Origin of the sequence: Pseudomonas putida (assembly GCF_004357765.1) — a bacterium.
Classification (GTDB): Bacteria; Pseudomonadota; Gammaproteobacteria; order Pseudomonadales; family Pseudomonadaceae; genus Aquipseudomonas; species Aquipseudomonas putida_U.
In genome coordinates this window covers 315,639-339,413 of sequence record NZ_SMTE01000005.1, presented here as the reverse complement: position 1 = coordinate 339,413, position 23,775 = coordinate 315,639, and the positions used below count along the sequence as shown (strand labels likewise).

At 63.9% G+C, this 23,775-nt stretch carries 11 protein-coding genes; 3 read left to right on the top strand and 8 right to left on the bottom strand.

The features are described 5' to 3' along the window. Window positions 1-61: 61 nt before the first annotated feature. Together E2H86_RS09925 and E2H86_RS09920 are read left to right on the top strand one after the other, a co-directional pair. The gene (locus tag E2H86_RS09925) at window positions 62-1,753 is read left to right on the top strand and encodes a molecular chaperone HscC (protein WP_133327187.1); all 1,692 of its coding nucleotides are present in this window, start codon (window positions 62-64) and stop codon (window positions 1,751-1,753) included. A 6-nt stretch (window positions 1,754-1,759) separates the two neighbouring features. Next, the gene (locus E2H86_RS09920) at window positions 1,760-3,127 is read left to right on the top strand and encodes a J domain-containing protein (protein ID WP_133327185.1); all 1,368 of its coding nucleotides are present in this window, start codon (window positions 1,760-1,762) and stop codon (window positions 3,125-3,127) included. Window positions 3,128-3,253: 126 nt separating this feature from the next. Here the strand turns inward: E2H86_RS09920 and E2H86_RS09915 are convergent, their stop codons facing one another. The 3 genes from E2H86_RS09915 to E2H86_RS09905 all read right to left on the bottom strand — a co-directional run bounded on the left by E2H86_RS09915 (window position 3,254) and on the right by E2H86_RS09905 (window position 6,354). After that, the gene (locus E2H86_RS09915) at window positions 3,254-4,267 is read right to left on the bottom strand and encodes an AraC family transcriptional regulator (protein WP_133327183.1); all 1,014 of its coding nucleotides are present in this window, start codon (window positions 4,265-4,267) and stop codon (window positions 3,254-3,256) included. A 79-nt stretch (window positions 4,268-4,346) separates the two neighbouring features. Beyond that, window positions 4,347-5,015, bottom strand: coding sequence for a DUF3313 domain-containing protein (locus E2H86_RS09910; protein WP_133327181.1), 669 nt, complete (start codon window positions 5,013-5,015; stop codon window positions 4,347-4,349). Window positions 5,016-5,061: 46 nt separating this feature from the next. Then, window positions 5,062-6,354: an OmpP1/FadL family transporter gene (locus tag E2H86_RS09905; RefSeq protein WP_133327179.1), complete on the bottom strand. Its 1,293-nt coding sequence runs from the start codon at window positions 6,352-6,354 to the stop codon at window positions 5,062-5,064. Between the two features lie 417 nt (window positions 6,355-6,771). Between E2H86_RS09905 and E2H86_RS09900 the strand changes: the two genes are divergently transcribed. Next, window positions 6,772-7,302 carry a hypothetical protein gene (locus E2H86_RS09900; protein WP_133327177.1) on the top strand — a complete coding sequence of 177 codons (531 nt, stop codon included), beginning with the start codon at window positions 6,772-6,774 and terminating at the stop codon, window positions 7,300-7,302. Between the two features lie 125 nt (window positions 7,303-7,427). On the opposite strand, the gene E2H86_RS09895 is transcribed toward E2H86_RS09900, so the two are convergent. From E2H86_RS09895 to E2H86_RS09875, 5 genes are all read right to left on the bottom strand, one after another. Continuing rightward, entirely contained in the window at window positions 7,428-8,933 is a 1,506-nt protein-coding gene (locus E2H86_RS09895) for a TolC family protein (RefSeq protein WP_133327175.1), read from the bottom strand. Window positions 8,934-8,970: 37 nt separating this feature from the next. Next, window positions 8,971-19,500, bottom strand: a complete 10,530-nt coding sequence (locus E2H86_RS09890) for a VCBS domain-containing protein (RefSeq protein ID WP_133327228.1) — start codon at window positions 19,498-19,500, stop codon at window positions 8,971-8,973. Window positions 19,501-19,590: 90 nt separating this feature from the next. After that, window positions 19,591-21,681: an HlyD family efflux transporter periplasmic adaptor subunit gene (locus tag E2H86_RS09885; protein WP_133327173.1), complete on the bottom strand. Its 2,091-nt coding sequence runs from the start codon at window positions 21,679-21,681 to the stop codon at window positions 19,591-19,593. Then, window positions 21,681-23,027 (bottom strand): efflux RND transporter periplasmic adaptor subunit, encoded by a 1,347-nt coding sequence (locus E2H86_RS09880; protein WP_207955620.1) that lies wholly within the window; start codon window positions 23,025-23,027, stop codon window positions 21,681-21,683. The genes E2H86_RS09885 and E2H86_RS09880 overlap by 1 nt, the downstream gene beginning before the upstream one ends. Continuing rightward, window positions 23,024-23,767 (bottom strand): efflux RND transporter periplasmic adaptor subunit, encoded by a 744-nt coding sequence (locus E2H86_RS09875; RefSeq protein WP_133327171.1) that lies wholly within the window; start codon window positions 23,765-23,767, stop codon window positions 23,024-23,026. The genes E2H86_RS09880 and E2H86_RS09875 overlap by 4 nt, the downstream gene beginning before the upstream one ends. Window positions 23,768-23,775: the final 8 nt, after the last annotated feature.

Here is a 23,775-nt window from a genome sequence, read left to right as displayed (position 1 = left end):
GCGCAGGTCAGCCATCCGCCGCGTTCAACTGCTTTGCCGCATCATTTAAGGAAGAGTGATAGTGATCATCGGTATCGACTTGGGCACCACCAACAGCCTCGTGGCCGTCTGGGAAGGGGACAGTGCCCGAATAATCCCCAATGCCTTGGGCGAGCGCCTGACACCGAGCATCGTAGGCCTGGATGACCAGGGCCAATTGGTCGTCGGCGATATCGCCCGCGAACGCCTGCACACCCATCCGCACCTCACCACCTCGCTGTTCAAACGCTACATGGGCAGCGCCCGGGAAACCCAGCTCGGCAACCGTGCCTACCGCGCCGAAGAACTCTCGGCAATGCTGCTGCGCAGCCTCAAGGCCGATGCCGAACGTGCCCTCGGCCAGCCAGTGCACGAAGCGGTGATCAGCGTTCCGGCCTATTTCAGCGATGCTCAGCGCAAGGCCACCCGCATCGCCGGCGAGCTGGCCGGGCTCAAGGTGGAGAAACTGGTCAACGAACCCACCGCCGCCGCCTTGGCCTATGGGCTCGAGCAGCGTCGCGAAGCCAACTTTCTGGTGTTCGACCTGGGCGGGGGCACCTTCGATGTCTCCATCCTCGAACTGTTCGACGGCGTCATGGAAATCCGCGCCAGTGCCGGCGACAACTTCCTCGGCGGTGAGGACTTCGATGACCTTATCGTCGCTCATTTCATCGCCAAGGTCGGCGCCGCCGACCTTCCCGACACGACTCAGCCCGCCATCGCTCAGCGCCTGCGCCGCGAGGCCCAGCGGGTGCGCCACGCCCTGGGGCAGGCGTCGAGCGAACGCTTCACCCTGCGCGAACAGGCCCGTGAGTGGGCCGTGGAGGTGACCCAGGGCGAGCTGGCGGAGATCGTGCGGCCTCTGCTCGAGCGTCTGCGCGCGCCGATCGAGCGGGCCATGCGTGATGCTCGCATCAAAGTCGCGGATCTGGATGAAATCCTCCTGGTCGGCGGCACCACGCGCATGCCACTGGTGCGTAAGCTGGTCGCCTCGCTGTTCGGGCGTATCCCCTCGATGCAGCTCAACCCGGACCAGGTGGTCGCCCAGGGCGCCGCCGCCCAGGCAGCGCTGCAGGCCCGGCATGCCTCGCTCGAAGAAGTGGTGCTCACCGATGTCTGCCCGTACACCCTCGGCATCGAGACGGCGGTGCAGCAGGGCAGCGGCTTCCAGAGCGGCCATTACCTGCCGATCATCGAGCGCAACTCCGTAGTACCGGTCAGCCGTTCGCGTATCGTGTCCACCCTGCACGACAACCAGAAGCTGGTGAAAGTGGAGATCTACCAGGGCGAAAGCCGGATGGTCAGCAACAACATCTTTCTCGGTGAGCTGGAGATCCCGGTGCCTCCGCTCAAGGCCGGCGAAGTTTCGCTGGACGTGCGCTTCACCTACGACAACAACGGCCTGCTCGAAGCCCAGGTGCACCTGCCGATCAACGGCGAAACCCGCCGCCTGGTGATCGAGAACAACCCAGGCGTGCTACCGCCGGAAGAAATCGCCCAACGCCTGGCCGCCCTCGAAGCGCTGAAAGTGCACCCCCGCGACCAGCAGATCAATACCTTGCTGCTGGCCCGGCTCGACCGCTTGTACCAGGAAAGCCTTGGCGAGAGCCGTGAGCATGTCGGTGCATTGGCCAGTTACTTCCAGCAGATGCTCGACACCCAGGACGAACACCAGATTCGCAAGGCGCGCAGCGACATCAACGAGCGCCTGGCACAGTTCGAAGGCGAGGTCTGAACCGTCATGAGCCATTGGCAAATGCTCGAACTCACCCCGGATGCCGACCAACGCAGCATCAAGCGCGCCTATGCGCGCCTGCTCAAGCAATACCGTCCGGACGAAGACCCGGAGGCCTTCCAACGCCTGCGTGAAGCCTACGAGGCCTCGCTGGAAGAGGCGCGCTGGCGTGAGCAAGTCGAGCACGTCGCGCCAGTCACCGATGCGACGCTGCCGGACAGCGAACCGAGCGTGCCATTCGCCAAGCCTGGCACTTCCGCACAGTTGCTCGAGCCGGCGCTTGCCGAATGCCCGCCGGAGCCGTCCCTGGAGCAACTGCACACCTGGTTGGCCGAGGGCAAGGAGCGCCAGGTCATGGATGCGCTGCGCCTGTGGTTGGCCAGCGACTGGCTGCTGCCGTTCGAGCGCCGCGAGCAGTTCGAGCAGAGCGTGCTGGCCTTGCTCGAGTCCGACGCGCCCTGGTCGCCGGCATTCTTCGAGGGCGTCTGCCAGGCGATGGGCTGGGACGAAGCCCAGGGCAACCTGCCGTGCGACTACTGGCGTTGGGACCGCTTCATCCACCGCTGCGAATTGCACGCGATGGAAGAAAATCTGCGCAACGAACTGGCCAGGCACCGCGACGACAAGGTCCTCGGCCAACCTGCCGCCTTGCTGCTCGCGCCAATGAGCGACAGCAAGCGCCGGGTCATGGCCGACGGCTTCAGTGGCCACGACTGGCAGCGTTTCACCCAGTTCGCGCACGCCATCGAGGACCAGCACCCCGACCTGCCGGAGCGGTTGGGATTGACGCCGCTGGACAACTGGCGGGACTGGTTGCCGGCGGTCAGCTATCGACCCGTGTTCGTGTTCCTCTGGCTGGCTCTGTCGCTGGTGATCCTGCCTTCGCTGATCACCTACACGAAAACCAAGGGCGACCTGGCCGCCATGCTGGTCATCCCCCTGTTCGTGCCGGGTGTGTTGTTCCTGGGCATGAAGCTCTACCGCCTGGTGTCGATGGTGGTATTGCCCATGGCGTCGATCGATGTGCCGCTGAGCCGCTGGCTGTTGCCGCATCGCCTGTACCGGCAAGGCGCTGGACTGTTGCTGCTGCGCCATGTATTGCCCGCCCTGGTGCCAGCGGGGCTGGCCTTGGCCTGGGCCGGCAATGTGACCTGGTTGCGCTGGTGCGGCCCTGCGCTGGTGTTCCTGGGCACCCTGTATTTCACCAATGCCGTGCTGCGCGGCGGCAAGCTGGCGATCTGGGACCGGGTTGCACGGGCGGTCAAGGGCAGACTCGGGCGCTTGCCCTGGCACCTGCTGCGGCGCGAGGGCGTGCTGATCGCACTGGCCGTGATCGCGATGGGGCTCTGGGTCTATATGCGTTCGCGGCACTGAATGCAGTAGTCCGGGCCGCGGTAGCCTCGGCACAGGCTCAGCTTGCGCAGGCGGTTGTCCGCGAGGGCTACGCCGATGCCAGCGTTTGTTTGGGTTGTCACACCGATGAGGCCAGCCAATGGCTATTCAAAAAGCAGAAATCACCGGATCACCATATAAACGCCGATGCTCTAGCGGCGTCATGTCGAACCAGCGCAAATGCGCCCGGCAGAATGAGGTAGTTCGGCGATAACCTAGCTCATTGGCGATCTGTCCCACGGTCAGGGTGGTCTTGCGCAGCATCTGCTGTGCCTGGTGGCGGCGGGTGCTGTCCAGATAAGCCTCGAATTCAATGCCGTCGCTAGCCAGATGCCGTTGCAGAGTGCGTGTGTTCATATTCAAAGTCATCGCCACCTGCTCCAGGGTACAACGCTGGGCAGGCAGTAGCATCTGGATAGTACGCTCAACTGAAGCCTGCAGGCTGTCGCAAGGGCTGGCCTCGTTCTCCAGGAAGTGGCGGACAATTGCATGCAGGTCGGCATCATAGTGCACGCAGGCTTCCTGCAATACATCAGCGTCCACCACCAGGCAGTTGTGGGCCTGGCTGAACAGCACCGGGCAGTCGAAATAGCGCGTGTAGCCCACAGCGTCGCCTAGGGCGACGTGGCGAAAGGTCACGCTCCGTGGGCGCAACGGCGTGCCGCGTAGTTCGCCGATCAGCAACCGTGCGCCCATCACCGATTTCTCGATGATCTGTGGGGTCTGTTCTGACCCGGGCAGGCCATTGTCGAAATACAGCATGGCCTTCCCGGCGCGGTGTTCCAGGCGGAAGTGGATAGCTGGGCTGTAGTGGCGCATATATCGGATTACGGCAACCAGGGCATGGCCCACGGTGGGGGCGGAGTTGGCCAGGTGGCGTAATGGGCCGACCAGGGTCGAACCCTGGCGCAATGCCAGTTCCAGGCCGAAGCGTGGCAGGCTCAGGGCGTGCGCGCTGCCCTCGAATAGTTGCACCAGGCTCAAGTAGGGCAAGCGCTTGCCGTAGTTGCCGACCACGTCCAGGTCAATGTTCAGCGGGGCCAGGAAGTCCCGCTGCGCTGCACCGTGTTCCGCCAATAGCTGGTCAAATTGCACCAAAGCGCTGCCGCGAATGCTGTCCATGGAATCGCGCCTCGTCAGATAAAGAGTGGTGAACCCGCGCACTCCTGCGCAGATCCGACTCACGCTGAAGGGAAGTGGCCTACTTCCTCAAGGCCTGGAAGGAGCTGACCATGTCCTTGGCCCAGCCATCGAGTACGGCTTTTGCGTCTTTGGCTTCCATCTTTTGCGACATGTTGTCCAGTTCGGTACCGGCACCTTTGCGCACCACTTCGGCCACCACTTGATTGGTGTCACCGTCGAGGAATGCCGCTTCGGTTGCGATGCTGGTGTCCTGATCGCGGATGCCGGTGGCGGTGCTGATGCCAGCCGCCACCAGCGCAATCGGGATCACTTCATACGGACGCAGGCTCTTGGTCTTGGCCGTGACGGCGGTGATGGCGGGGCGCACCACCAGCACGTTCGGGCCAGGGCTGGTGGCCAGCGGCAGCACTTGCGAGAAGTGGTTTTTCAGGGTCTGGTCGTAATACTGGGTGATGCCCTGCAAGGTCGACTGCGGTACGTTCTCGGTAGGTTGCGGCTTGGGGTAGAGCTGGCTTGGCTCGATGTAGACGCTGCGATAGCGCTTGGCGTCGACACCCGGCTTGATCCAGCGCATCACCGGTGCGCCCGTAGGCGACTTGTCTTCCTTGAGCACGCTGTAGTCCTTGAGAAAGCCCGAGTACTGGTCGGACTCCACGTACTTGCTGGCGCAACCTTGCAGCATGAGCGTTGCAAGGCACAGCGATGCGGCCAATGTCCGGGTGTTCATGCAGCTTCTCCTTCCTCACGATGATCGGTCGCCACTGCCTGACATCTCAGAAGCGCCAGGTGGCGCCACCGCCGATGATGTGCAGGGCGCTGTTGTCATAGCTGCCGGACAGTGTCGTGCCGGAGCGAGCCTTGGTCTGCTCGACGTCCATGTCGCCGAGCCAGACCAGGGTGTAAGCCAGGTGCAGGTCTAGCCCGTCGTCGACCTGATAATTGACCCCGGCGGCCAGCCGCCACGTCTCGCCCATAGGGTTATCGACGGTACGGTCGTCATCGTCCACTGCCGAGCTGTCGTAGCCCAGCCCCATGCTCCAGCGCCAGTTCGGCGTGGCCTGGTACTGGGCGCCCAGCGAGGCGTGCCAGGTGTCCTTGTATCGGCGGTCGACGGTGCGACTGGTGCCGCCCGCGTTGCTGTCGACCTCCACGCCGACATCGCCGAAGTCGCTCCAGTCCTGCCAGTTGAGGCTACCGAGCAGGGTCCACTGGTCGTCCAGTTCATGGGCGACGCTGAAGGTCACGGTCTGTGGCACATTGAGATCGAGCTCAAGCGAATCCACGTCGAGGCGGCGCAGGGCGACGTTGAGCAATGGGTTGTTGATGTCCTTGAGGTGGGGTTTGTCCTCGAACTCCAGCTTGACCTTGCTGGTGTAGGCCAGGCCTACACGGGTGCGGGCATCGACCTGGTACAGCAGCCCCAGGTTGACGCCCACTCCAACGTCGGTGTCTTTGTACTCCAGCTGGCCGTCCGGCCGGTCGGCCAGCCCCAGCAGATTGTTGTTGATGGCCATTTCGGTCCGGTAGTAACCGACCATGATGCGTGGCCCGACACCGATCGACAGGTCATCGGTGAATGCATAGGCCCATGTGGGTTGCAACGACACGCCGATCACTGCCGCTTCCTGGGTGAAGTAGCGGCCCGCCCAATCATCGTCGTAGTCCAGGGCCAGGCCAAAGTTGCCGTACATGCCAAAGCCGATGGCTGAACGGTCGTCGAGCTGATGACTGATGAACAGGCTGGCACCGGGCAGGTATTGCAGTGCATTGCCGCCTTCGTTGCCGCCGAACTGGTTGCCGCTGTCGCGGGAAAAACCCAGGTCGCCGAGGATGACCTGGGCGTTGGCACTGATCTGCGTACCCTGGAGCTGGGTGATGCCGGCGGGGTTGGTCATCAGTACGCTGGGATCGTTGGCCAGGGCGGCGGAACCGGCATTGGCCAGGCCGTTGCCCTCCTGGCCGGCTTCATAGATCAGAATGCCACCGGCCCAGGCAGCGTTGCCGAACAAGCAAGAAGTGCAGAACAACACGACCGCCGAGCGGCGCCGTCTGTGCAGCGATTCCATCAGACGCTCCTTGTGACTGAAGCGCTGTACCGTTTAGGGCAACTACCAGCGGGCATTGATGCGCAGTATGAAGCAGAGTAGACAGGTTGAAGATCGCCGTCGGGCGTCGGTGATTCTCTTTTCACGACACTTTCAGGTTTTGAATGGAAGCGGAAGCCGTAACCGGATCTCAGTACTTTAGACGACACCATTGCTCCCGCAAGACGTTATCTTAGAGGGGCGCCGATACCGTTTTTTCGCAAGAAATCTTTCATAAGCGGAGCCTCGTACAAACCGCTTCAAGTCTTCGATTCTTGACTAGACTTCGAGAATTTCTCGGAAAGTGAATGGCTGGTCCTGGTCGCAGTGAGGTTACTGTCTCACCCACTGACTCTGTCCGCAGCCTAATGAAGCGTTTCACTTCTTGAAGGAGCGACCATGAATACGTTTCTGCTGAAGATCAAACATGAATTTATGAAGGCGCTTCCCCCTACCTTATTTTTCTTCATCATTCTGCACATCGTGGCCTTGATTCGCTCGCTCATGATCAAGGGGTCAGGGGTGGACCTTCCCGTTTCAGCATCGGTATTGTTTGCATCTCTGGTTCTAGGAAAGTCTGTTCTGGTTGCAGACATGCTGCCATTTATCAACCGTTTCCCTGATAAACCGCTGCTATGGAATGTCAGCTGGAAGTCCCTCATGTATGCCTTAGTCGCACTTGTGGTGCATTACCTGGAGCGGCTGTACGACTTCTGGAAGGAAGCTCCTAGCTTCATCGATGCAAATGCCCTGCTGTGGTCCTCGATGAACTGGCCACGCTTTTGGGCCATACAGATCCTACTCATGACCCTGATTTTCATGTATTGCGTCATCGCAGAACTGGCAAGAGTCATTGGTCGTGACCGACTGAAGAGCATGTTCTTTGGACCGCTGCCGCCGAAACCTGCTAAATCTGGGGAAGGTTCCTAAGGGGCACAGGCTGGAAATTATCGGACCCTATTTAAAGTCCGCTGGGGTGAAAGCAGCCGAATCACTATTGGCGGACTGTTCATAGAGTCGGCAATCTGTTCTGACCTCGGTCGCATTCTATTTGGCTACTTTTCGATAGCCAAATATGAGCCTGATTGCTGCTCCATGGTCTGTTTGATATCCCGTGCCAGGCTTTTTATGTCATGCCGCTCAATTTCCTTGGGCATTACTGAAAAACCTATTGAATTGTAAAGACGGCCCCAAGCTGCCTGGGCATCTGAGTACGCGGCTTCACGCTGGTACCGCGACAGCAGCAGGCGGCCCTCGGCGCGGATCAGTTCCAGCTCGCTGCCCAGCGCCGCACTGCGTGAGGAGCGCGCGTAATCGAGCAGGCTCTGGTCCACGCGCAGGCTTTCGTCGGCAAAGTCCACTTCCTGACGGGCCAGCTGGTAACGCAACAGCCCCACGCGCACCTGGGTCAGGATCGCCATCGACAACGCCGTGCGGCGCATGTCGTCGGTCTTGGCCTGGCTCTCTTCGGCCCGATTGATGTCCGGGTACTGCAGCAGACGCAGCAGGTTCAGCGAAACGTTGATGCCGGTCTGGTTCCAGTCGCTGTTGTAAAGGTACTTGTTGGAGTCGTACTCGTAGCCGTAGTTGAAGCTCACGTTTGGCCACAGCTGGGCCTTGGCGATCTTCAAGTCGTTCATGCTTACCCGCTTGCGGTACCACTCTTCCATGATTTCCGGGCGGTGCTCCAGCGAAAGGCGCTCGAGTTTTTCCAGGTTGCCGTTCAACAGCGGGAGCGGCTTTTCGCTGCTGTCGGCCAGGACCATGCGGGTGTTCGGCGGCAGCGACATCAGTGCGGCCAGTTCGGCGCGGGCGAACTCCAGGTCCTGACGGCGCACGGTGAGCATGTACACCGAGTCGAGCAGGGCGCGCTGGTAGGCCAGGATCTCTTGGCGCGGCAGCAGACCTCGGCCTTCTGCCTCGCGGGCTGCGGTCAGCGCGCGGTGGGTGCGCATCAGCAGACCGTCCACTTCCGGCAGCAGGCGCTGGGCGCCCAGGGCGCGCCAATAGGCATTGCGCACGTCCTGCAGCACGTTCTGCGCCACTTTTTCGCGGCGCTCTTCGGCCATCAGCATCTGGTCGTTCTTTTGCTGAGTGCGAAAGTACGCCACGCCAAAGTCCAGCAGGCTCCACGACAAGCCCAGGCTGTACAGCGTGCGGTAGCGTTCCTCGGAGGTGGACGGGCGCAAGCTGACCTGGCGGTCCTCGATGCCGATGGATGTGCCGCCGGAGTCGTTGTTGCGCCCGGCATAGCCTGCCGAGGCTACCAGGCGCGGCAGCATCTCGTGGCTGGATACATCCCGCAGGTCCGAGGCCAGTGCGCTCTCCAGCAGCTTGAGGCGGTAGTCGAGGTTGTATTTCAGAGCCCGTGCCGAGGCTTCGTAAAAGGTGATCGGCCCGTTGACCGGTTCTTGCTCCTTGTACATGCGCGCCTGGTCTTCGATCACCCGCTGGCGTATCTCGTCTTCGGTGTAGGGTTTGGGTTCGAAGGCCGAGCATGCACCGAGCAGCAGGCCAAGGGCGGTGACGGTGCTCAGGCTTCTCAATGTCGATACCGGCATACGCTGTCCTTATTCAATCCGTGATGAGGCATTGGCGTCAGGGCGCAGTACTGCCGCGCCGATGGGCGGCTTCGCGCAACTGCGCACGGAAGCCATTGGCAGGCTGTGCACGCTGTTGTTCGGGCACCATGTCGCGGGGGAGCGGTGCCCATAGGGAAGGGTCTGGCAACAAACCATCGGCCGTGAGGCGGGTGACCCCTTGTCGGCCATCGACCCAGTTCTTGTCCTCGGCGCTGGCCTGGCGGCTGTTGGCCACCGCCCGCGCCACGTACTGGCCATTGATCTGGCCCAGCCCGGCACCCAGCGATTCACTCTCGATTTCCGGGGTGGCAAACAGGTACACGTTGCTGCCATCGGCATCCCAGGCAGATAGGGTCAAGGCCTGATTGACCCGCTCCACGACGGGCGCCACGTATATAACCGGGCTCACATCAGGCAGCGGCAGGCCGCTTTGACCGCCGCGGCTGTCGCGGTCAAGGTACGGCCCTGGTGGGATGTACGGGCTGGAGATGTCCAGGGTGATGGTGAGTTGCGCATCATCGGTAGCCCCGGCCAGGTCACTGATGGTGTAGGTGAAATAATCCTGCAGCACCTGGCCCAGGCCGGCAGCGGCCAGCACTTCGGGGTTGCTCAGGTCGATGGTGTAGGTGTAGCTGCCATCGGCATTGAGCACCAGGGTGCCATAGCGGCCGGCAATCGCCTGGCCGATCACGCCCGCCGTGCCGCTGGCGCCTTCCTGGCCGGTACGGATGCCGATCACGGTCAGGCTGTCATCGCCGTCCACGTCGCTGTCGTTGGGCAGCACGTTGCCGCTGGTGTGCGGGGCGGGCGCCTGGTCGCTGGCGAAACTGCTGTCGTCGCGAGCCACGGGGTTATCGTTGGCGCCCTGGATGGTCACGGTCAGGCGTGCGTCCGAGGTCACGCCGGAGGTGTCGCGCACGCGGTAAGTGAACACCTCGCGCAGCGCTTCGCCGACGGTGCGCATGGCCTGCACGGTCGGGTTGCTGTTGTCGACCACGTACTGGTAGCTGCCATCGGCGTTGATCAGCAGCTTGCCGTACAGGCCCTGCAGCACTTGGCCGGCGTTGGCGGTCTGGCCGTTTTCACCGGTGTACTGCACCACTGTCTTGCTTTCGCCGTACTGCACGCCGTCCACGTCGGTGTCGTTGTCCAGCACGTTGCCGCGCGGGTTCACGCCCGCAGTGCCATTGTTGACGCCGCCAGCCTCTACCGCCTCTGCCGTGTCGTCGTTGGCCACGGGAAAGTCATTGCGCCCATCGATGGTGATGGTCAGCACACCGTTGGCGGTGCCACCCCACAGGTCGGTCAGCAGGTAGCTGAAGTTGTCGGTCAGGGCCTGGCCTCTGACGCGCAAGGCCTGCACCGCGGCCAGGCTGTTGTCCAGCGTGTAGCTCCAGGTGCCGTCGGAATTGAGCGTCAGGTCGCCATACTGACCGCGCAGGGTTTGCCCGGTCAGGGTAGGGCTGTTGGGCAGCGGGCCGTCGCCGCTCCAGAAGGCCAGCACTTCGAGGGTTTCCGGCACCAGGATGTTGATGCTGTCGGGGTCGCTGTCGTTGTCCATCACGTTGCCGGCCGGGTTGCTGCCGGGGATGTTGTTGCCCATGCCACCGGCCTCGATGGCCAGGCCCTGGTCCGGGGCGGCTACCGGCGGTTGGTTTTCGCCGCGTATCAGGATGTACAGGGTGGCGGTGTCGCTTAGGCCGCCGGCGTCGGTGACCTGGTAGGTGTAGCGCTGGATGACGAAACCCAGCGGCCCCAGGGCAATGATGTCGGGGTCGTTGGAGTTGACCACGAACTGGTAGGTGCCGTTGGCGTTGAGGGTCAGCGTGCCGTAGTTGGAGGTGACCGTGGCGGTGCCGGTGAGCGGGTCCAGTGTCGGGTTGCTGCTCTCGGCACCCACGCCCACGGCGGTGACGGTCTTGGTGTCGTTGGCATCCACGTCGGTGTCGTTGTTCAGCACATTGCCGCTGGGGTTGCGCCCGCCATTGCCGTCGTCGTCGGTGGCCACGGCGTAACCGATGTCATCGTGGGCCACCGGTGCATCGTAGCGGCCTTCGATGGTGATATTGATCTGCGCCTGCGAGCTAGCGCCTGCGGTGTCGTGCATCCGGTAGCTGAAGGTTTCGCTCAGGCTTTCGCCAGCTTTGAGCGCCTGTACGGCGGCCAGGCTGTCGTTGACGGTGTACACGTAGTTGCCGTTGGCATCGATGCTCAGGGTGCCGTAGTTGCCGGTAATGGTCGTGGCGCCGGCGGTCACCTGCACGAAGGCGCCGCCCGCCGCCAGGGTGCCCAGGTAGATGCCGTCCACGGCCTTGCTATCGCCGGCGTCCACGTCCTGGTCGTTGGTCAGGGCATTGCCGCTGCCGGCCTGGCCCGGTGTGCCGTTGTTGGTGCCACCGGCCTCGATGGCGATGGCGCTGTCATTGGCGGCGATGGGGGTGTCGTTGCGGCCGTGGATGACCACGGTGAAGGTGGCAGTGACGGTTTTGCCGTTGCCGTCGCTGACGCTGTACCGGAACACCTCGGTCAGCCGGTCGGCATCGGTGCGCAGGGCCTGCACGGCGCGGTTGGCGTTGTCCACCACGTAGCGGTAGTTGCCCTGGGCATCGAGCACCAGGCTGCCGTAGTTGCCGGCCAGGCTCTGGCCCACCGTGCCGCTGGTGCCATTCGGGTTGATCACGCCAGTGATGGTCAGGGGGTCGCCATCCGGGTCGCTGTAGGCGCTGCGGATGCTGCCGTTGGGGTCCAGGCCCGGGGTCGCGTTGTTAAGGCCACCGGCTTCGACGGCATTTACCGTGACCGGGTTGACCACCGGCGGGTCGTTGACGCCGGTGACGCTGATCACCAGTTGCGCCTGGTCGGTCAGCCCGCCGCTGTCGTGAATCTGGTAGGTGAAGATCACCTCCAGGCTTTGTCCGGCTACCAGAGCTCGAATGGCCGGGTCGGCGCTGTTGACGGTGAAGCTGTAAGTGCCGTCTTCGTTGAGCACCAGTTGGCCGAAGTTGCCGCTGATCAGGCTGTTGTCGGCCAGCCGCGCCACGATACCGGTAACCGACGCCGGGGCACCGCTAGCAACAGGGCTGAGTGTGCCGCCTGTGCTTTCCAGGCCGCTGCGAACACCGTCCACTTTCAGCTGGGTGGCGGTGGGCTGGTCGCCGTTATCGACGTCGGTATCGGCGCCCAAGCCATTGTCACCGGTGATCACGTTGCCGTTGGCGTCGACCGTGGCCGGGCTGCCATCGCTGGCGCCTGCCGTGGCGGTGCCTCGGTCGTCGATCGCCACGGGTGCGTCGTTGGCGCCCTGGATGGTGATCAGCAGTACGCTCACCGAACTCAGGCCACCGGCGTCGACCATCTGGTAAGTGAACTGCTCCACCAGCGTGTCGCCGGGGGAAAGGGCCTGGACCGCGGCATTGCTGTTGTCGATGACATAGCGGTAGCTGCCGTCGGCGTTGAGAGTGAGTGTTCCAAACGCCGCCGGTATGCTGGTCACCGAACCACTGCTGACCGGGATGACCCTGCCGCCACCGGGGCCGTCGTAGCGCACGGCGTTAACGGATTTGGTTTCTCCCAGGGCCACCGCGTCCACGTCGGTGTCGTTGTCCAGCACGTTGCCGGTGGCGTCTTGCCCGGGGGTGCCATTGTTGGTGCCGCCGGCCTCGATGGCGGTGCCCGCATCGCCTTGGGCGACAGGGGTGTCATTGGCCCCGTGGATGTTGATCAGCAGTTGCGCCTGGCTGCCCAGGCCGCCGCTGTCGACGATGTCGTAGACAAAGACCTCACTGAGAAAGTCCCCCGAGGTACGCAGCGCCTGCACGGCGGGGTCGTCATTGTTGACGATGTACTGGAAACCGCCGCTGGCAGTGATGAACAGCGTACCGTAGAGCCCTTGGACCGTGGTGACCACAGTACCGCCCACGGCGATGCCACCCGGGTCGTTGATGTTGGCGATCCGCGTGACGGTGAGGACATCGTCGTTGGTCTGGATGTCCACATCGATGTCGTTGTCCAGCACGTTGCCGGTGGGGTTGGTGCCGGGGTCGGCATTGCCCAGGCCTCCCGCTTCTACGGCGATGTACTGGTCGTTCTGGGCGATGGGGGCATCGTTTACCGGATCGAGCACGATGTTGAGCACGTCGGTGTCGGCCAGCGCATCGGCCGGGTTCTGCCCGGGGATGCCGTCGCCGTTGGTGGGATGATCACCGAAGTTACCCTGGTCATTGGTGACCATGGTCAGGGTTTCCACTTCGCGGAAGGTGTTGAAATCCTGATCACCCTTGTAATACAGCTGCCCCAAGGCCGCGTTCAGTTCGGCCAGCGTGCCGCTGAGTACCAGGCTGCGCCCCGAGCCTGTCGGCGGGGTGGCGTTGGCGGCGGGTGTCGTGGCGCTTTGCCAGACCACTCCGTGCAGCACGCTCAGGGTGATGGTCATCACTCCGTCAGCATTGCCAGCATTCACATCGACATCGCTGATGGCCAGCCCGGTCAGGTGCAGCACGGTGTCCTCGGCCCCGTGCTGGTCGGTGACGGTGTTGACCGGCGCTTCGTTCAGGTGCACGTAACCGGCGTCGGCGGTACCGGTGCTTCCTTCACCCAGGTTGAGCTCGATGCTGCCCAGCCCGGCAAGGGCGGCAGCGGTGTCGGTGTCGATGCGCACCCGGTAATTGTTGTTGGCGCTGGCCTGATGGTCCTGTGCCACTGCCACCAGGTAGCTCCCCGAGGGCAGCAGGGCGAATTGATACAGTCCACCATTGGCCGTGATGGTGGTGAATGTGCGGTCGTCGGCGTTGCCGAACACGCCGTCGTCACCGGCCCAGGTCAGGGTCACCGCAATGCCGTTCAGCCCTGTGCCATCGGGAGTGACGCTGTCGGTCGCGCTGCGGGTATCGTCCCACAAGGTGCCCTGGATCACGCCCATGCCGGCGCCGTCGCTGAGGATGTAGTTGTTCAGCCCGCTGGCACCGTCCTGGCCGGTGCGTTCGCCATCGGCTCCCCCTGCGGTGGCGGGGAACGATCCGCCCCAACCGTTGGTTTCGAAGTCGGTGGGCAGGCTGGTCCAGGTCAGCACGGCAGCGCTGGCGGCGTTGTCGGCGATGGTGACGTTGGGCAGGACGACCGTGTAGATCACCTGTACGCTGTCGTTTGGCGCCAGGCGCTCGAAGTCCAGGGTGATGCCGGCACCTTGGCTGAATGTCACACCGGCTGGCGGGTTGGTCAGGTCAATGGCCACGCCGTTGAGCAGGATGCTCTGCACCTGGTAGTCGCTGCCGTTGGGGAACTGGTCTGCCAGGTGGGTGTTGTAGGCGGGCACTTCGCCGTTCTGGGTGAAACTGACCGATACCGTGGCGGTGGTGGTGCCACTGCCCGGGGTTACGTCGATGACGGTCTTGTCGAGGCTGCTGAAGCTGGGCTCGACCACGCGCTCGAACACCGTGTCGCTCACGCCGCGGTCCACGCCGCCGTTGAGGCCGACGTGCTCGTGGGCGGTCACAGCAAGGTTGGCGCCGGACTGGTTGCTGGCCACGTTGGTAACTCGTACGTTGAATTCCAGCACCACACCTTCGATGTCGGGGTCGTTGATCTCGGTATTGGTCAGATTGCCCAGACTAAAGGTGACTGTCTGGCTGCCATCGGTGTTGGTGACGATCACCAGGCGGCCGTTGTTGATATCGAAGACCCCCGTGGGCACTACGCCGGACAGGTCCGGCTGGATGCCTTGGGTCACCTCGCTCAGCTGGTTGCCCGCCATGCTCAGCGTGCCGCTGCTGATCAGGTTGGTGGCATCGCTGGTAAGGCCGACAGGGGTGTTGGAGACGAACGCGAGCAGTATGTCGTTGAGACTGGCCGGGATGAACTCAAGGCCAGCGGCCAGTTCGATGCGGATCTGGTAGTCGGGGTTATCGCCGGTGGGCACCAGCACCGCCACGCGGTAACGGACGATTTCGCCGACCACCACGTTTTCACTGACGCCACTGGTGTCGGTGGCGCCGCTGCTGTTGGTGGCCGGCGCCGTGTCGACCACGCCGCCTACGCGGCTGATGCGGATGCCGTTGCTGACGGGGAATACCAGCAGCGAAGCGACGCGGTAATCGTTCAGTGTGCCGCCATTGAGCACGCCGTCTTCGCCGCTGCGCTCGCCATTGGCGGTGTCGACCGTGTTGTTGGCGCCGTCCAGGCTGCTCCAGCGCACATCCACTGCGTTAGGGAAGGCCGCCTGGCCAGCAGCGGTCGCGTTAACGGTGCCGGTCAGGCGCAGGGTGATGCTGCCGCCGTTGGCGATGTCGATGTTCGCACCGCTCACGCTGATCAGTTGGCCATTCTGGATGATGAAGTCGGCGCCTGCGTTGTTGGTGGCACCCCCGCTGTATGTCACACCGGTCAGGGTGATGCCACTGAGTTCAGTTGGTAGCCCGTCCACCAGGCTGATGTCGAACGCATTGACGCCGGAGGTGTTGCTGATGACGATCTCGAAATCCACCACATCGCCGTCTTCGTAGCCGCCGAACACTGGCGCGGAGGTGATCTGTTGAGTGACCGTGAGAGTAGGCTCGACAATGGTCACGCTGGGCTGCTGGGCGCTTGCCACGCTGCGGTCGACTGGCGCGGTGCCATTGGGCGTATCGCCATCGGGGTCGCTGTGCACCAGTTGCGCGCCGTTGTTCAGGGTGGTGCCTTGCTGGTTGCCGGGCACGTTGCTGGCCACCAGCACCAGGCGTATGACGAAGCTGTTGTTGCCGGTGATGTTGTCGGCGGTGGAGCCTGCCGTGCTGAACGCCAGTGTCAGGTCGGCACCGTCGCTGCCGTCCAGGGATACCGGGTTGACGTTCAGCGTGCCGTTGAAGTCGGCGCCCAGTGCGGCGCTGCCCGCCACCGTGGTGATGATCTGGAAGCCCAGGTTGCCGTTGAACCGAGGGTCCAGACGCAGGCCAGGCGGGATCAGGTCGTTGATGCGCAGGCTGCCGGTAAAGCCCTCGGGCAGGTTGACGACGATGTCGTAGGTCATGCTCTCGCCGATCACCAGGTTGCTGCCAGTGGTGTGCGCCGCGCTGGAGTCGTCGTCGCTGAGGCTGCCGTTCTGGTAGGTCTTGGTGATGGTCGGCGCCGCCACTTGCTGGTCGGCAATCTCTACCAGGTCGGTAGGGGTGAAGTCCTGACCGCCATTGACGCTGGCATAGTTGGTCAGCGCCGCGCTGCTTTGCAGTGTGCTGGAGGCCAGGATCGCGTCGTTCACCGTGACGTCGTAAGTAATCACCACCACGTTGGCGCCGGACAGGTCGCTGGCCGTGCCGGCCCTACCGGCAAGCAGGGAGGCCTGGCCATTGGCGTCGAGGAAAGTGATGGTGTTGCCGCTGACACTATAGTCGGTGCCCAGCACCAGTTGCGTGCCGTCGCCGCGGAATATCTGCAGGTTGGCCGCGCCGAGGCTGCCGCCGACAAAAGCCAGGCCGTCGGGCAATGTGACGCTGGTGCTCACGTCATACGCTCCCCCACCGCCGGTGTTTTTTATGGCCGTGGCCAGGCGCAGGGTGTCGGCGCCGTCGATGCCGCTGACGTTGCCGTCCACCGCCGCCAGGCTGGTGACGCTGCCGCTGAACGGCACACCGCTGGTGCCGGGGGCGTTCCAGCTACCGGTGGTGCCGGTGACCGTGCCATTGCTGCTGCTGACCACGCCATGCGTGATGTCCAGCACCGGTTCGGCGACCGATTCGATCACCGCCACATCGGAGGACACCAGCACGTCTTTATCCACGGTGGTGGTCTGGCTCGACTGCGCCAGCACGTCCAGCTCGCGCTGGTCCGCAAATGGCTGGTCGCCCACCACCATGGTGAACAGCACCTGCACCGTGCCACCGCTCAGGCCACCGGATACGTAGTTGCCGAAATCGAACACGATCGAGTTGCCTGGGCCGGTGGTGACGCTCTCGGGAATGTCCAGGATGGTGGTGCCGCTACCCAGCGTCCACTGGCCGATCCCGGTACCAATGGTCCAGGTGATGCCGGTGGCATTGAGCAGAGGCAAAGGCAAGTAGGCGGTGAGCTTGAAGTTTTCGTAGTCAGCCACCAGCAGGTCGTAAGTGATGGTGAAAGTCACCACGTCGCCTGGGCGCAACTCGCCGTTGGCAGGTGGAGTGCCGTTGTTCACCTGAGTCAGCTCGATGTCCACACTGGACGTCTGGATGGTGCTGATGGTGCTCGAACCGTCGGTCTGGGTGCCGCCGATGTTTAGTGCATCGCGCAGCACGGTGGCAGCCACGACGGCATTGTTACCGACGCTGTCGCCTTCGTTGAGCTGGTCGTGGGGTGGGTGGTCGCTGGTGTAGGTGGTGTCGACCGTGGCGTCGTAGACGATGCGCAGACCCGTGGCGCCATCCTGGTTGCTGTCGCCGTACAAGTCGCCGAACAGCGCGGCCAGGCCCGGGCCGGCCACCGCCTGGCGGATGGACTCGGCAATGTCGAACACCAGCGTGGTGCTGCCGTTGGCGTTTACGCTCTGGGTATAGATCAGGGCGATGCTAAGTGTGGTGCCATTGCCTTGCAGCAACAGGGTAGGAGGGGTGCCCGCACTGAACGTCTGGCCGTCGCTGAGCAGGTCGGTGACGGTGAATTGGCCCTGTTCGAGGATGTTCTCGCCAAAGGCGAAAAAGTCGGAAATGGCCACGTCCATGGTGTAGCGCAGGGTATCGCCGGGGGTCAGGCCGGGGGTGCCAACGTCGTTTTGCAGGTCCACTGCCTTGAGCAGGGTGATGGACTTGGCCACGAAGGTCACGCCCTGGCCGTTGCCGGTTTCGCTGAAGGGGTAGCCGTCCGGGTCGGTGGGGCGGTCGCGGGGGTCGAGCGGGTTCCAGTCGCCGGTCACGCTGGCGGTGCCGAAGTTGATGGTTACCGGGTTGCCGCTGGCCGGGTCAAGCACGGGGCTGCCGTTGGCGTCGATTTCCGGCACGTAGAAGCTCACCTGGGTTTCGCTGGCGGCACTGAGGGTGTCGTAGTGGATGTTGTAGCTTTCGACGAACACGTTGGGATCGGCCAGCGCCGCGGCGATCGCGGTGGGGTTGGTGAGCACCCGGCCGTCTTGCAGGGTGACGGAAGTCAGAGTGCCACCCGCGCCCGGCGTGATGGCAGTGACATGCACCTGGTCGGGCACGGTCTGGGTCACGGTAACGTTGGTCAGGGTCTGCCCCGGGGCCGGGGTGACGGTGACGGTCTGGGTGCGGGTGTAGTTGGGCCCGGTCACGGTTTCGCCTTCGGGCATGTTGACCGTTTGCGTCACCTTCAAAAGGGTAGGGGTGACGATGAAACTGTGCAGCGAGGCTTCCACCAGACTCGGGTCCTGCACCGGGTTGTTCAGCGAATCGTTGCCGTATTCGAAGCCGGCGCGGGCGTTGATGGTGAGGTTGGGCGCGCCGTCGGAGTAAGTGGTGTCGGCCAGGTTGCTGAGCAGGCCGGTGATCTGGATGTCGATACTCGGCTGGTCGCTGGTGACGCTGGCGTAGGGCAGTTGCAGCACCACCATCTGGTCACCTGGCTTCATGCCGACACTAGCGGCGTTGATCACCAGGGCATTGCCGCTGGCGTCCTTGGCCAAGGGGTGCGTGGCGTTGCCGTTGGCGTCAAAGGTGATGACGAAGCTGTTCACCGCCTGGCCCAGGTAGGTGGCGGAAATGAACGTGGCGCCATCGTCGCCGTCGCGCCCGGTGGCGGGCATGAACAGGTCGATGTACGGCGCGTAGCCTTCCTGGGTGGAAGGGTTGGTGAAGCTGACCGTGAAGGTGAACTGCTCGCCCAACTGCACCTCGGCGCCGCCGCTGCCCAGGCTGGCGGTCGGGCTGGCATCAGCCAGCAGGCCCTGGAAGCTGGCCAGGGTCGAGGCGGCCAGGGCGATGGACTTGTCCAGGTCGCCGTTGCTGACTTCCAGCTGCCAGTCACCGCCGGCCCGCTGGCTGCCGGTGGCATTGCTGGAGGCGCCAATGTCGGCGCCGGTCCAGCGTGCCAGTTCGTTGACCAGGGCCTGGCCACTGCTGCCGGCGCCCACGTCGCAGCCGTACAGCTGGATGTCGGCACCGGCGTTGAGTTCGCTGCGCCAACTGCTCAGGCGGTCGCCCAATTGCTCGACGGTTTGCTGGGTAAACACCTGGTTGCCCAGGGTGAACTGCCCGGACGCACCGTGGGAGAACACCTGAATGGAGTCGACCTTGCCCAGTTGTGCCAGAGCCGTGCTGATGGCGGCGATGGCGTCCTGGCCGGCGTCAACCACCAGCGCAGTGGTGCCCGCCGGCAGATTGGCGGCAAGTTGATCGCGGTTTTCCACGCGTGCGTCGATCACCACCAGGTTGCGCGGCTGGGCGGCAGGAGTGGCGGTGGTTTGTGCTTCGCTGGCGGTCGCGGCGGGGTGGGCCGTATCCTTGGCCTCGGCGTGGCTGGGGTCGCTGTGCTGCAGGTCGACGGCAGCGGCGGCGGCACCGTCGAACAGGATGCGTTGCTCAAGCGCCAGGGTTTGTGACCGTGGGCGCAATGCAGCGGCGAAGCCGGGTCTGCTGTTCATGTCCATGATGCATACCTGCTCGAGGTTCAACGCCAGTTTCCGGGGGTAGAGCAAGCGTAGTCCGGAATTGCCTTTTGGGTGCATAGTGTCAGGTTGTCAAAACCCGCTCTCGCGCAACGCCACCCCTGCCAACCACCGCCCCATCTCGCCCAGCACGCTGCGCCGCTCCCCATCGATCTTCAGCCTGCCGCGCGTCTCGTGCAGGCTGCCCAGCGGCGCATCCAGCGCAATCAGCACCTGAAACACCGTATGGGTCGGCACCAGCGGTTCGCTACCGGTCGGCACCGGCCCGCCAAAGTGCGACGAGAGCATGCGGTGGGCCAATTGATTGGCACGGGTACTGCCAATGGCCAGCACTTTGCCCGGCAGCGCGGTGGGTTGGCCATCGGGGTAAAAGCGCACGGTGTTGCCCACGGCCAGGTGGTGCACCTGGTCCTGGGCCACATAGGCATCAACCTGCCAGCGGCTGGGGTCGATGAGGATGCCCAGCGGCTCCTGGCGGTTGACCCACTGCCCGGCGCGCCAGTCGGGGTCGCGGTCCAGCCAGATGCCGCTAAACGGCGCCTGCAAATTCAGGCGGGCGATTTCCACCCGCGCCGAGCGGACCTCTTCGTTCTGCACGTTCAGGCGTTGCTGGGTGGCGGCGTCCACGCTCAGGCCGGCCGGGTCGGCCAACAGGCCCGACAGCCGTGCCTGGTAGCTGCGGGCGGTGGCCTCGCTGCTGCGCAGGCGTAAGCCCAGATCCGGCTCGTCCAGCGTTGCCAGTACTTCGCCGGCCTTGACCCGGCCCTGCTCTCGCAAGCTTTGCAAGCGCGCAGGGTAGGGCGTGTACACCCGCAACTGTTGCTCGGCCCGGGCCACGCCCACAGCATCCACCTGGCTGTGCCATGGCATCGCCAGGGTGAGCACAACCAGCCCCATGCACAGGTAGAACAGCTGCGTGCGCCGCCTCGGAATGCGCGCCCGCTGTTGCCACCAGTGGCTCAGTTCGCGTTTGACCGGCAGGGCGATGAACCAGGCGATTTCGACCATGAACAGTACGATCCCCAACAGCTTGAAGAAGAACAGGTACACCGCCACCGCGATGCCCAGAAACAGTACCAAGCGGTACAGCCAGGTGGCGAAAGCAAAGGCCACCAGCAAGCGCCGCTGATGGCTGGGGAACGGCTCCGGCCATGGCTCGTGCAGCCCTAGCAGATTGCGCCGCAGGGCTACCCGGGCCAGCGCCGAGGCACGTTCGTGCAGGTTGGGGAAGTCCAGCAGGTCGCTGAGGATGAAATAGCCGTCAAAGCGCATGAACGGGCTGGCATTGAGCGCCAGCGACAGCACCCAGCTAGTGGTGGCCAGGTACAGCAGGGCATTGCGTAGCGCGCCGTCGTCGCATAGCGCCCAGCCCAGGGTCGCCAAGCCCGCCAGTGCCAGCTCGGTGGCGATGCCGGCTGAAGCGATAGCCAGGCGCTGGCGCGAATGCTTGAGTTTCCAGCTTTCGCCGGTGTCGGTGTACAGCATCGGCCACAGCACCAAAAAGGCCACCCCCATGTGCCCCACCCGCATTCCCAGGCGCGTGGCGACCAGGGCATGGCCCAGTTCGTGCAAAGTCTTGGCCGTGATCAGAGCAAGGGCGAAGCTGAACAGGCCTTCGGTGGAGAACGACTCCACCACCGCATGGGTAAAGCTGTCCCACTGCTGGATTACCAGCAGGACGCCCAGCAGGCTGAGGCCGATCACCAGCCAACCGGTCAGCGGATGAAACAGCCAGCCCAGCGTCTCGGTCACGCGTTGCAGGCCTACTTGCGGGCGCAGCAGTGGCACGCGGAAGAACAGGTAATGGTGCAACCACCAACGCCAGCTCGACCAGGTGCGCGCCTCGCTCTGCGCCTGCAGCTTGCCCAGTTGTTCGGGTCCGGCGCGCAGCAGGTGGTGGTGTTCGAGAAAGGAGCGCAGCTCCAGCACTTGTTCCACGTCCGGTCTCAAGGCGCTGTCGCGCGCCACCTGTTCACTGATCTGTCGGGGCGACTGGCCCCAGCGCAACAAGCACTCGAACTCCAGCCAGCCGATGCGGTAGAAGCGGTTGACCACGGTGTCGTGGATCATCCAACCCGGTTCGCCGTCGCGGTTGTCGGCGGCATCGCACAGGCGCAGGTCCTCGCGCAGGGGGGGCAGGGGCATGTCGGCTGGGTCCAGCATCACCAGCCACTCCAGGCACGCACGGTGGCCAGTGGCCGGCGCAGCAGGTAATAACCGAGCATTACTCGGCCGCCGTACAACTTGGCGGTGCCGTGCAGGCCCAGGCGAGCATGTTCGGGCTGCTCATCAATGCTGGCCAGCAGGCGGTAGGCCACCACCCCGTTGTCGCTGGGCTTGGCCTGGTAGCTGGTCTCGAGGATCTTGCCTTTGAGCGGGCTGAGCGGGTACGCGGTTAGGAACAGCGTTACCTCGGCACCCGGCTCCAGGGCGATGGCATCGGCCACGGCGAGCTGGATCTGCATGGCCGGTTGCGTCGGATCGGCCACGTGCATGATGCGCTCGCCGGTGGACACCGGTTTGCCCAGCCAGTCGTTGGGGTCGCTGAATACCGCCACCCCGGCCCGTGGCGCCAGTACCTGAGAGCGCTTGAGCTGCGCCTGTACGGCGGCCAGCTCGGCGCGGCGCTGCTGCACGCGGCCGTGTAGCAAGGTCAGCTCGCCCTTGCTTTGCGGGTTGTCGAAAGCGCGCTGGCTGGCGGCGAGCAGTTCGGCATCGGCCACGGCCACCTCTTTGTCCAGCACGTCGGCGCGACTGCGCAGGGTCGTTTCATCCAGGGTGAAGAGCGGGGTACCGGCTTCGACCGGCTGATTGGGGCGCACCAGCACCTGGGCGATGACGCCGTCGATGGGAGAGGTGACGATTTGCGCTTGACGCGACACGATCTGCGCCGGGGCCAGCGCGGTCTGGCGCACCGGCACCAGCAGCAAGCCGCCGAGCAGGAGCAAGGCCAGCAGCACCTGGCGGCGATTGGGGCGCCAGCTGCCAAGGCGTTGGCGGCGGGTGAGGGCGTTCCAGCAATATGCCCAGGTGCGGGTCAGGCCTTCCAGGTTCCTGGGCAGGATCGCGGGCGGCGGTTCTTCCAGCAGTATCACCAGCAGGCCCAGCCGCTCGCCGGTTGGCGCATGCAGCGGGATGCACCACAGGCCGGCCGGCCACCATTCGGCCCAGCCTTCGGCGATGTCGTCAGGAGGGGCGGTATTGTCGGCGGTGAGCCAGGCGGATTGCTCGGTTTTTACCTGTTCGCCCAACCAGCGGCTGGCCCGTTTCAGCCACACCAGGTAGGGCGAGTCTTCAGTAGGGCGCGCCAGCCCCGATACGCACAGCAGCTCGAACCCGCCCTTGCCCTGCCTGAACACCAGCGCCTGGTGAAACGGCAACAACGGGTACAAGTCGTTGGCCATACTGAATGCCAGGGCGTTCAGCGTTTCGGCAGCCATCGCCTTGTCGCGCAGGGCGTCCAGTTGCAGCAACAGTTGTGGGTGCGGCAGCGGCGGGTTCATGGTCATGGCGCAAACCGTGCGGTGCCGCTCATGCCTGCCATCAGTTCAGGGTGGCGCTGGTCGAAGCGAGCCTCCAGCTCCACGGTCTGCGCCACGGCATCCACCCGGGCGTTGATCACGCTGATCTTGGCGGGGTAGGTCTTGCCGGTTTCGTGCACATCCACCTCCAGAGGCTGACCGGGGCTGAGGTTCTTCAACTGGCTCGACGGCACGTTCATGCGCACTTTCAACGCGCCATCGCTGACCAGGTCGAACAGCGGGGTGCCCGCGCTGACCGTTTGATAGGGCTTTACGTACACCTTGGCCACATGCCCCGAAAACGGCGCCAGCACCTGGCAGTAACTCATCTGTGCCTCGCCCATCGCGCGGGCGCCATCGGCCTTTTGCACTTCGGTATTGGCCGCGGCCACTTCGATGTCGCCTACTGCGTTCAGCTTGCGCAGTTGTTGCTTGGCCTGCAGGTTCTGCCGCGCCATCGCCAGTTCGGCCCCGGCCACTTTGTTGCGGGCCTGGGCCTCGTTGCAGTTGAAGCGCGCCAGCGTGGCACCTTTGGCTACGTGCTCGCCGAAGTTGATCTTCAGTTCCCTAAGCGTGCCATTCATCTGGCTGGACAGGGTGGTTTCCAGCTCGGCGGCAAGCAGCACACGGATCGGTTGCGGTGCGTCCTGTTCGGCGGCCTGTGCAGTCAGGCTGACCAGTGCCAGCAGCAGGGGCAGGCAACGGTGTCCAACAACGGGCATGGGCATTCTCGATT